This is a genomic window from Micromonospora globispora (assembly GCF_003857015.1).
GTDB lineage: Bacteria > Actinomycetota > Actinomycetes > Mycobacteriales > Micromonosporaceae > Micromonospora > Micromonospora globispora.
The window spans coordinates 1-9,391 of record NZ_QGGF01000353.1 but is presented as its reverse complement, the minus strand read 5'-3'; the positions used below and the strand labels follow the sequence as shown (position 1 = coordinate 9,391).

General features: G+C 73.7%; 11 protein-coding genes. 2 read left to right on the top strand and 9 right to left on the bottom strand.

Annotation, left to right across the window (positions count from 1 at the left end; genetic code table 11):
* The 4 genes from DKL51_RS17470 to DKL51_RS17455 all read right to left on the bottom strand — a co-directional run.
* Positions 1 to 826 (bottom strand): outer membrane protein assembly factor BamB family protein (locus DKL51_RS17470; protein WP_148097811.1); only part of this gene is annotated, 826 nt, incomplete at its 3' end.
* 123 nt (positions 827 to 949) lie between these two features.
* Entirely contained in the window at positions 950 to 1,432 is a 483-nt protein-coding gene (locus DKL51_RS17465) for an SRPBCC family protein (protein ID WP_109945744.1), read from the bottom strand.
* A 113-nt stretch (positions 1,433 to 1,545) separates the two neighbouring features.
* A complete protein-coding gene (gene fahA, locus DKL51_RS17460; protein WP_109945745.1) occupies positions 1,546 to 2,745 on the bottom strand; it encodes a fumarylacetoacetase in 1,200 nt (399 codons plus the stop codon).
* A gap of 151 nt (positions 2,746 to 2,896) precedes the next feature.
* Positions 2,897 to 3,763 carry a hypothetical protein gene (locus DKL51_RS17455; protein WP_165823167.1) on the bottom strand — a complete coding sequence of 289 codons (867 nt, stop codon included), beginning with the start codon at positions 3,761 to 3,763 and terminating at the stop codon, positions 2,897 to 2,899.
* A 94-nt stretch (positions 3,764 to 3,857) separates the two neighbouring features.
* On the opposite strand from DKL51_RS17455, the gene DKL51_RS17450 reads away from it, so the two are divergent.
* Positions 3,858 to 5,024 carry a homogentisate 1,2-dioxygenase gene (locus tag DKL51_RS17450; RefSeq protein ID WP_109945747.1) on the top strand — a complete coding sequence of 389 codons (1,167 nt, stop codon included), beginning with the start codon at positions 3,858 to 3,860 and terminating at the stop codon, positions 5,022 to 5,024.
* A 54-nt stretch (positions 5,025 to 5,078) separates the two neighbouring features.
* Here DKL51_RS17450 and ispF read toward each other — a convergent pair whose 3' ends face one another.
* From ispF to DKL51_RS17435, 3 genes are read right to left on the bottom strand one after another with little or no spacing between them, the layout of a single operon-like run.
* Positions 5,079 to 5,561, bottom strand: a complete 483-nt coding sequence (gene ispF / locus DKL51_RS17445; RefSeq protein ID WP_109945748.1) for a 2-C-methyl-D-erythritol 2,4-cyclodiphosphate synthase — start codon at positions 5,559 to 5,561, stop codon at positions 5,079 to 5,081.
* Positions 5,562 to 5,578: 17 nt separating this feature from the next.
* Positions 5,579 to 6,274, bottom strand: a complete 696-nt coding sequence (ispD, locus tag DKL51_RS17440; protein WP_109945749.1) for a 2-C-methyl-D-erythritol 4-phosphate cytidylyltransferase — start codon at positions 6,272 to 6,274, stop codon at positions 5,579 to 5,581.
* 54 nt (positions 6,275 to 6,328) lie between these two features.
* Positions 6,329 to 6,814 carry a CarD family transcriptional regulator gene (locus tag DKL51_RS17435; RefSeq protein WP_089012187.1) on the bottom strand — a complete coding sequence of 162 codons (486 nt, stop codon included), beginning with the start codon at positions 6,812 to 6,814 and terminating at the stop codon, positions 6,329 to 6,331.
* Positions 6,815 to 7,141: 327 nt separating this feature from the next.
* On the opposite strand from DKL51_RS17435, the gene DKL51_RS17430 reads away from it, so the two are divergent.
* A complete protein-coding gene (locus DKL51_RS17430) occupies positions 7,142 to 7,876 on the top strand; it encodes a hypothetical protein (RefSeq protein WP_109945750.1) in 735 nt (244 codons plus the stop codon).
* A gap of 114 nt (positions 7,877 to 7,990) precedes the next feature.
* Here DKL51_RS17430 and DKL51_RS17425 read toward each other — a convergent pair whose 3' ends face one another.
* The gene (locus DKL51_RS17425) at positions 7,991 to 9,040 is read right to left on the bottom strand and encodes a type III polyketide synthase (RefSeq protein ID WP_109945751.1); all 1,050 of its coding nucleotides are present in this window, start codon (positions 9,038 to 9,040) and stop codon (positions 7,991 to 7,993) included.
* 33 nt (positions 9,041 to 9,073) lie between these two features.
* The coding region (locus DKL51_RS17420) for an acyl-CoA dehydrogenase family protein (protein WP_148097810.1) at positions 9,074 to 9,391 on the bottom strand (318 nt) is incomplete at its 5' end.

Sequence of the window (9,391 nt, the reverse complement as noted above, 5' to 3'; positions counted from 1 at the left end):
GGCCGGCCCCGTCGCCCGGGCCGGCGGTCCGCAGCCCCCGGCACTCCGAGCGCGGGCCCAGGCAGCCAACCGGGGTCACCACCAGCGCGTCCGGTCCGCCGGGCGGGCGCCAGCGGCTGCGTACCGAGCCGGTCGCCGCGTCCCGAAACTCGACCGTCGCCGGCCCGGTGCAGGCGTCGACCGTGACCAGCTCGCCGGTCGCCGTGGTCGCCACGTCGGTCCGGCAGCCGCCCGGCAGGTCGGCGCGCCAGAGCTGCCGCCCGTCGGTGAGGTCGTACCCGCCCGCCTGGCGCTCGCCGGAGGTGACCAGCACCGTCCGCCCGTTCGGGGTGCGGGCGAGGTGCAGTCCTCGGGGGTCCCAGACGGTCGCGGCTCCGGTGCGGCGGGGCTTCGGCACGGGCCCCGGCTCCGGCCCGTCCGCGCGCCAGGCGACCCGCCCGGTCCGGGCGTCCAGCGCCACGAGCGTCCCGTCGGACCAACGGCTGACCACGGTGGTGCCGCTGGCCAGCACGCCGTCGAGCTTCGCCGGCCAGCGGCGGTACGACCAGAACGGGGTGACCCGGTGCCGGTCGTCGACCGGCTGGTCGGCGTACACCTGGCGGGTGCCGGCGTAGACCCGGAGCCGGCCGTCCACGATCAGCGGAGCCACGGGCAGCCGGCCGATGACGCCGAGCGGCGGGGTGGCCACCGGGGGGTACCCGGCCCGGGCGACGGTCCTGACCTCGGCGGGAGCGAGCACCCGGTAAACGACGAGGGCGGCCGCCCCGACGGCGAGCACCGCCACGACCGCCGTCAGGATCCGCCGCCGCCCCTCGGGCAATCCCATGCCGCACCTCCGACCCGGCACCCTACCCAGCGGGGACCTCCGCGCCCCTGTGAGGTCGTCGGGGGCGAGGTGGAAGTCGCGCTGGTCCTGCTCGCCGCGTCGGACGGACTGGCGGCGTCGGGCTCAGGCGGCTTCCGCGGAGGTGCTGGGGGCGGCGGCGACGGCCAGGTCGGCGAGGTCGCGCCGGAGGGCTCCCTCGACCGCCCGGGCGGCGAGCCCGCCGAGGATCAGGGCCAGCACCTTGCCGTACGCGGCGGTCGGCACCGCCTCCTGCTCGACGGTGACCGCCGTGCAGCCCCGGCCTCGGCGCTCGACGGTGCGCAGCGTCCAGGTGATCCGATAGTCGACGCCGGCCCCCGACGAGCTGAGCACCAGCCGCTCCGGGGCGACGGCCTCGACGACGAGGAAATCCTCCGGCTGCTCGTCGCCGTCCGGCCGGACCCGCATCTCCCGCCACGCGGTACCGGGGCCGAAGTCGCCGGTGGTGAGCACGTCCACGGCGCCGACGGTGGAGAGCCACCCGGCGCGGCCGGAGAGATCGGTGAGGAGCCGCCAGACGTCGACGTCCTGCGCTTCGATGAACTCGCTTACCGTCACCGTCGACATGGCACCTCCCGTGTCGTCCACGGTACGGCGCGTGAGCGACAAACGGGGAGCCTGCGCCGACATTTCCGCCACCGGGGCCCGGAACGGGGCACCCGGTGCCGGAAGGGCGGGGCTCAGCGGGCGGGCAGGATGGTCCCGGTGACCTCGCCGAGAGCGATCGTGGTGCCGTCCGGGCCGGGGGCGGTGGCGGTGATGGTGACCGTGTCGCCGTCCTCCAGGAAGGTGCGGGTCTCGCCGCCGGCGAACTTGACGGCCTCGGCGCCGCCCCAGGTCAGCTCCAGGAACGAGCCGACCTGGCTGCGCTCCGGGCCGGACACGGTGCCCGAGGCGTAGAGGTCGCCGGTCCGCAGCGAGGCGCCATTGACGGTCAGGTGGGCGAGCTGCTGGGCCGGCGTCCAGTACATGGTGGCGAAGGGCGGCTCGCTGACCCGCTCACCGTTCCACTCGACCGCCAGGGTGAGGTCGAGCCCGACGTGCGGGGTGTCGTGCAGGTAGGGCTGCACCGGCGGGTCCTGGTCGGGGGCGGGCACGAAGGCGTCGGCCAGCGCGTCCAGCGGGGTCACCCAGGCCGAGACCGAGGTGGCGAAGGACTTGCCCAGGAACGGGCCGAGGGGTTGGTACTCCCACGCCTGGATGTCCCGGGCCGACCAGTCGTTGACCAGTACCACGCCGAAGACGTGGTCGGCGAAGTCGGCCACCGACACCCGGCTGCCGAGCTGGCTCGGCACGCCCACCACGAAGCCGACCTCGGCCTCGATGTCGAGCCGGACGGAGGCGCCGGTGGTCGGGCCCTGCGGGGTGGCCCGCTGCCCGCAGGGGCGGACGACCGGGGTGCCGGAGACGACCACCGTGCCGGCCCGGCCGTGGTAGCCGATCGGGACGTGCTTCCAGTTCGGCAGCAGCGCCGGCTGGCCCGGGCGGAAGATCTGCCCGACGTTGCCGGCGTGGTGCTCCGACGAGTAGAAGTCGACGTAGTCCGCCACGTCGAACGGGAGCAGCAGCTCCACCTCGCGGAGCGGGACCAGCAGCGGCTCCACCGCCGACCGGTGGGCGCTGTCGGTGAGCAGTTCGGTGACCCGCTGCCGAACGGCCGTCCACTGCGGACGGCCGAGCGCCATGAAGTCGTTCAGCGTGGGCCGGCCGAGCGCCCCGGCGGCCAGCACCAGGTCGGCGGCCTCCGCGCCGGCCAGGTCCAGCACGAAGTCCCCGATCCGTACGCCGATCCGCGGCTCCTGCCCGCCGCGGCGGAACACCCCGTACGGCAGGTTGGTCACCCCGTACGGCGAACCGTCGGCCCCAGTCACCCAGCTCATGCCGGCACCCCACTTCGCCGAACGGTCCGAGCCCCGGCCGCGTCGGTCTGTGCAGCACGGTCGCCGCGACCTCGGCCGGGGATCGGACTGTGAGCAGTGCCGCCATGAGGCACCACCGCACTGAACCTGCTGATTCGCTTGCTGCGCTCGCTCATGCCTCAAATCCCCCGTTCACCAGCCCCAGCCGGATCAGATCGGTCAGTGGTTCCTCAATGCTGCACGAGCCGTACCCGATCCAGAGGGGACGCTCCGCGTCGCGATGCGCCCGGGCCCGCTCGACCACCCGCAGCGGGTCGGTCGCGGCGAGCAGCTCGGCCACCACGTCCACCTCGGCACCCTCGGCGGCGGCCAGCGTAGCGGCGAGCACGTTGGCGAAGCCATGGTGGGTGAAGCCGGTCTCGGGGTCGCGGTGCCGGATCGCGTGGTGCAGCCCGGCGGTGAGCTTGAACGGCAGCTCCCGGTCCCGGCAGGCGCAGATCACCGCGGCCAGCTCGACCGGGGTCGGAAAGAGCTCGGCGGCCAGCCCACCGGTGCGGAACTTCGCGGCGATCGGCAGCCCGCCGGCTCGCGTGTCGGCGAGGGTGTCCAGCGCGGCCATCAGCCCGAAGGTCAGCGGGACCTCGGCGTAGACCGGGGTCCCGCCCAGCCCCTCGGCGAGCTTGATCAGCTCGGCCAGCCCCGGTTGCGGGTCCTCGCCGCGCTTGGCGACCGGTACTTCGATCTGGCGGGCGGTGACGCCGTCCGGCGGCAGGAACGAAAGCGCGACCGGCAGGCCCTCGATGCCGGTGTCGCCGATCAGGCCGATCACGAAGCCCTCGGCGGGGTCGACCAGCCCGCTGAGTTCGCCGGCGGTCACCACGGAGGCGGGCAGGAGCAGCGGGCCGACCAGGTCGGCGTACCAGGCGCTGCGGTGCCGGCGGTGGGCGACCACCGCGTCCGGCACCGCGGCGTTGCCGGGCGGAAAGACGGCGGCGTCGTCGACGAGGCCGGCGAAGAGGCGAGGCACCTGCGTTGACACGAGACAAGAATTTACGGGACGCTACAAGGAACGGACAACAGCGTCCGATTATCGGACGTCACCGGCCGGAGAACGGGACATAACGGGAGGCGAGATGCCCTACTACCGTAGCGTCGGCGAGGTGCCCCGCAAGCGCCACACCCAGTTCCGCCAGCCCGACGGCAGCCTCTACGCGGAGGAGCTGGTGGGCCAGGAGGGCTTCTCGTCCGACTCGTCCCTGCTCTACCACCGGTACGCCCCGACCGCGATCGTCGCCGCCGACGAGTTCACCCCGCCCGCTTTCACCCGGGTGCCGAACCTGCCGCTCAAGCCGCGCCACCTGCGGACCCACAAGCTCGACGGCACCGGCGCCGACCCGGTGCTCGGCCGGCAGTACCTGCTCGCCAACGATGACGTGCGGATCGCGTACGTGCTCGCCGACCGGCCGTCCCCGCTGTTCCGGGACGCCACCGGCGACCACTGCCTCTACCTGGAATCCGGCTCGCTGCGGGTGGAGTCGCCCTTCGGCGTGCTGGACGCGGTCGCCGGCGACTACGTCATCATCCCCACCTCGACCATCCACCGGCTGGTGCCGACCGGCGAAGAGCCGACCCGGCTGCTCGCCATCGAGGCGGCCGGACACGTCGGCCCGCCCAAGCGCTACCTCTCGGTCCGCGGCCAGTTCCTGGAGCACGCGCCGTACTGCGAGCGAGACGTCCGGGGACCGGACACGCCGCTGGTGGTCGACGAGACCGACGTGGAGGTGCTGGTTCGCCACCGTCGCGGCTGGACGAAGTACGTCTACGCCAACCACCCGTTCGACGTGGTCGGCTGGGACGGGCACATGTACCCGTGGGCGTTCTCCATCCACGACTTCGAGCCGATCACCGGCCGGATCCACCAGCCCCCGCCCGTGCACCAGACCTTCCAGGGCCCGAACTTCGTCATCTGTTCGTTCGTGCCGCGCAAGGTGGACTACCACCCGGACGCCATCCCGGTCCCGTACAACCACCACAACGTCGACTCCGACGAGATGCTCTTCTACACCGGCGGCAACTACGAGGCCCGGCGCGGCTCGGGCATCGAGCAGGGCTCGATCTCGCTGCACCCGTCCGGCTTCACCCACGGCCCCCAGCCAGGTGCTGCGGAGCGCTCGATCGGGGTGGACTTCTTCGACGAGCTGGCCGTCATGGTCGACACGTTCCGGCCGTTGGACCTCTGCGACGCGGCGTCGCAGTGTGAGGACTCCGGCTACGCCTGGACCTGGGCGCGCCGCCCCTGATCGCTGTACCGGGTCCTGGCGGGGCGCTGGCCAGGACCCGTCGACGACGGCCGCTCAGGGGGTCGGTGCCTCGTACACCAGGGCGACCGCGATCCCGGCCAGTCCCTCCCCGCGGCCGGTGAACCCGAGGCCGTCGGTGGTGGCGGCGGAGACGATGACCGGGGCGCCCACCGCCTCGGAGAGCACCCGCTGCGCCTCCTCCCGGCGCGGCCCGATCTTGGGCCGGTTGCCGATCACCTGGACCGAGACGTTGCCGATCCGGAAGCCGGCCGCCCGCACCCGGCGGGCGCTCTCGGTGAGCAGCGCCACCCCCGGCGCGCCGGCCCACTCCGGCTGGTCGACCCCGAAGTTGGCGCCCAGGTCGCCCAGCCCCGCCGCGGAGAGCAGCGCGTTGCAGGCGGCGTGCGCCGCGACGTCCGCGTCGGAGTGCCCGGCCAGGCCGTCCTGGCCCGGCCAGTGCAGGCCGGCGACCCAGCAGGGCCGGCCGGCCTCGAAGGCGTGCACGTCGGTGCCGATGGCCACCCGAGGAACGATCATGCGCCCGAGGGTACGCGTCAGGCCCCGGCCGCCAGCAGGCGCTCGGCGAGGGCCAGGTCGAACGGGCGGGTGATCTTCAGAGCGAGTTCCGACCCGGCCACACAGACCACCGGGACGCCCTGCTTCTCGACCAGGCCGGCGTCGTCGGTCAGCGGATCCCCGGCCGCGGCGTGCGCAGCGGCCAGCACGGTGCGGCGGAAGCCCTGCGGGGTCTGCACCGCCCGCAGGGCGGAACGGTCCACCGTGCCGAGGACCCGCTCACCGGCGTCGACCTCCTTGATCGTGTCGACCACCGGAAGGACTGGGATCACCGCATCGTGCCCGGAGCGGACCGCCCCGGCGACCGACTCGACCAGCTCCGGCGGGGTGAGCGCCCGGGCCGCGTCGTGCACCAGGACGATCTCCGGGCCGGCGGGGACGGCCGCCAGCGCGGCGGCCACCGAAGCCTGCCGCTCCGCGCCGCCGGGCACCACGGTCACCGGGGCCACCGGCGCCAGCATGGCCCGGACCGACTCGACGTCGGCGACCGGGGCGGCCACCACGATGGTGTGCACCGAGGGCGCGGCGGCGATCCGGCGTACCGCGTGCACCAGCAGCGCCTCGCCGGCGAGCGGCCGGAGCGCCTTGGGGGCGCCGGGGCCGAGGCGTACGCCGGCGCCGGCCGCAGGAACAAGGACCGCGACGTCACCGCGCGGATTGAGCTGCGCGGTCACGTCGCGGTCCTCGGATTTCTTTGCTACCGGGTGGGTACGACGATGCTGTGGGAACTAGGCCTCGCCCAGCACCTTGTCGAGCAGCGACTCCGCCTCGTCCTTGGTGCTCTTCTCGGCCAGCGCGACCTCGCCGACGAGAATGTCGCGGGCCTTGGCGAGCATGCGCTTCTCGCCCGCGGACAGACCCCGCTCCCGCTCCCGACGCCACAGGTCGCGAACGACCTCGGCGACCTTCAGCGGGTTGCCGGAGGCCAGCTTCTCCAGATTCGCCTTGTAACGCCGCGACCAGTTGGTCGGCTCCTCGGTGTGCGGTGCACGGAGCACGTCGAAGACCTTGCCCAGGCCCTCTTCGCCGACCACCTCGCGCACACCCACGATCTCGGCGTTCTCAGCGGGCACCCGGACCGTCAGGTCACCCTGCGCGACCCTCAGGACGAGGTACTGCTTAGGCTCGCCCTTGATGACCCGAGTCTCGATTGCCTCGATGAGTGCGGCCCCGTGGTGGGGGTAAACAACGGTCTCGCCGACACTGAAAACCATAGGTTCGAAACCCCTTTCGCTGTGTCTAGGGTAACACGCTCAGGCACCGATGTCTCACCGCTGTCCTGACCGTTGGCGCAGCTCAGGGGCCCTGTGAGAGGTATTTCTTCAGCTTGACAGGCAGTCAAACCGATGGTTTCGACACGCTCCGTGACCAACGGATGACAACCCGGTACGGGTGATCGGAGCGTCGAGATCTAGGGCAATGCGCTCCTCCTATGGTATCTCGCCGATCCCGAATGCGCTCAGGTGTAGCGGTACGCCGACGGGTGAGCGACGCTTGGGGTGGACGTACGTCCGCTCACCGAGACGGTTCCTGGGGGTCCGATGGGCATGCCTGACGCAGAGGGCCACGGGCCACCGGACGGGCTGCCCGACCTGCCACCGGAGTGGGGTCGGGTGGTCGTACCCGACGACGCCTCGGCGCTGGCCGAGGAGGCTCGCCAGCTCCGGCGCGAGCTGCGCCGGCGGGCCGCCACCCGGCGCTGGCGCCGCCGGCTGGGCCTGGTCCCCGGGCCCGGGGGCCGGCCGCCGCTCGGTCTGCCGGTGCTGATCCTGCTGGTGTCGGTGCTCACCACCCTCGCCGGGCTGGCGGCGGTCACCTGGCCGCGGCCGCCCCGCTCCGGCAGCAACCCCCCCGTGGTGCCGTACCCGACGCCGACCCTGGTCACCGACCGGCCGCTGCCGGCGCTGGACCTGGTCGGCGCCGACGACTCCCCCGTACCGCTGCGCGGCCTGCTCCCCGCCATGATCATCCTGGTCGATACCTGCGTCTGCCCCGAGCAGGTGGCCGAGGCGGCCGCCACCGCGCCACCGGGGGTCACCGTGGTCACCGTCGCCGGTGGCCGCGAGGTGAGCCCCGCAGCCTCGTCGCCGACCGGAGCACCGGTCCGCGCCCTCGCCGACCCGGCCGGCGGGCTACGGGCCTACCTCCACCTGCCCGCCCGCCCCGACCGGGCGACCGCGCTGCTCGTGAACCGGGAGGGCACCCTGGTCCGGGTGGTACCGGAGCTGGGCAGCGTCGAGGAGTACCGCGGCGACCTGGCGCGTATCGCGGCCTGACCGAGCGGCGGTCCGCCGGTGCCAGCGTGGGCGACGCCGAACAGACCGGCGCGGCCACCGGCCCGGTCGCGGGCGTGGCCTCCCGCCACCACCACCCGCCCGCCACCAGGGCGGTCAGCCGGCTCTTTCGAGCAGAGCGGCGTAGAGGGTCAGGCCCGGTCCGAAGGCCAGCATCACGACGCGCTCCGGCGGCGCCGCCGCCCGGCACAGCCGGTCCAGGATCAGCAGCACCGTCGGGGAGGAGCAGTTGCCGTGCGCGTTCAGCGTGGCCCGGGACGCCGCCAGCGCCTCCGGCGGCAGCGCCAGTTCCCGTTCGACCACGTTGAGGATCCGTGGCCCGCCCGGGTGGACCGCCCAGCCGTCCACCTCGGAGACCGTCCTCCCGTGCTGGGCCAGCAGGTCGTCGACGAGCCCCCGGACGTGGTGACTGAGCACCTGCGGCACCTTCGGCGACAGCCCCATCCGGAAGCCGGTGTCGGTGACGTCCCAGGTCATGTGGTCGGCGGTCGAGGTGTCGGTGAGCGAGGTGACCTCGCGCAGCGCGTACCCGCGGCCACCGGGGACGACCACGGCGGCGACCGCGGCGTCCGAGAAGAGCGCGTGCGAGACGATCTGCTGGGTGTCCACCCGGGCGCCGGCCGGCTGGATGTGCAGGCTGGTCAGCTCGGCGCAGAGCAGCAGGGCCGGCCGGCCCCGGGCGGTGACGAAGTCGCTGGCCGCGCCGAGCCCCGGCAGGGCCGCGTAGCAGCCCATGTGACCGACGAACATCCGCTGCGTGCCCGGTGCCATGCCGAGGTCCCGGGCGAGCAGGATGTCCAGCCCCGGGGTCGCGTACCCGGTGCAGGAGCAGACGATGAAGAGCCCGACGTCACTCGCGTCCAGCCCGGCCGCGGTGAGCGCCCGGCCCACCGCCTCCTTGCCCAGCGGCAGCGCCTCGACCTGGTAGCGCCGCATCCGCCGCTCGGTCGGCCAGTCCGAGACATCCTCCAACAGCGGGTTGACGGCCGCCTGCCGGCGGGACACCCCGGAGTTGGCGAAGATCCGCTCGGCCAGCGCGCGGGTGGTGCCGGAGAAGTGCTTCGAGAAGAAGCCCTCCCATAGCTCGTCCTGCGCGGCGCCCGGCGGTTGCGCCGTACCCAGCCCCGCGATCACCGGCACCGCCATGTCCCCCACCTCTCGCTAACGATCCCCACGTCGTCACCAACGAGGGGCCGAGCCGTCGCGGTCCGGGTCGCCGCCGAGCGCCGCGATCCCCAGCCAGTCCGCGCAGACGTCAGAGGTCGCCGGGTGCAGCGAGCCGCATCGGGCGTCCCGGTAGAGCCGTTCGAGCGGATGCCCGCGGCGGGTGGCCGAGGTGCCGGCCGCCTCCAGCATGGACGCCGCCACCTCGGCCGCCGTCGTGCCGGCGAGCAGCTTGGCCCGCCACACCCAGCGGTTGGTCTCCGCGTCGCCGGGGGCCTCGTCGACCCGGCGGGCCGCCTCGGCCACCACCAGCTCGGCCGCCGCGGCCGAGCT

Excerpts from the sequence above, each read along its gene's own strand:
- DKL51_RS17465 (WP_109945744.1), bottom strand. The coding sequence starts at position 1,432 with ATGTCGACGGTGACGGTAAGCGAGTTCATCGAAGCGCAGGACGTCGAC.
- fahA (WP_109945745.1), bottom strand. The coding sequence starts at position 2,745 with ATGAGCTGGGTGACTGGGGCCGACGGTTCGCCGTACGGGGTGACCAAC.
- DKL51_RS17450 (WP_109945747.1), top strand. The coding sequence starts at position 3,858 with ATGCCCTACTACCGTAGCGTCGGCGAGGTGCCCCGCAAGCGCCACACC.
- ispF (WP_109945748.1), bottom strand. The coding sequence starts at position 5,561 with ATGATCGTTCCTCGGGTGGCCATCGGCACCGACGTGCACGCCTTCGAG.
- DKL51_RS17435 (WP_089012187.1), bottom strand. The coding sequence starts at position 6,814 with ATGGTTTTCAGTGTCGGCGAGACCGTTGTTTACCCCCACCACGGGGCC.
- DKL51_RS17430 (WP_109945750.1), top strand. The coding sequence starts at position 7,142 with ATGGGCATGCCTGACGCAGAGGGCCACGGGCCACCGGACGGGCTGCCC.
- DKL51_RS17425 (WP_109945751.1), bottom strand. The coding sequence starts at position 9,040 with ATGGCGGTGCCGGTGATCGCGGGGCTGGGTACGGCGCAACCGCCGGGC.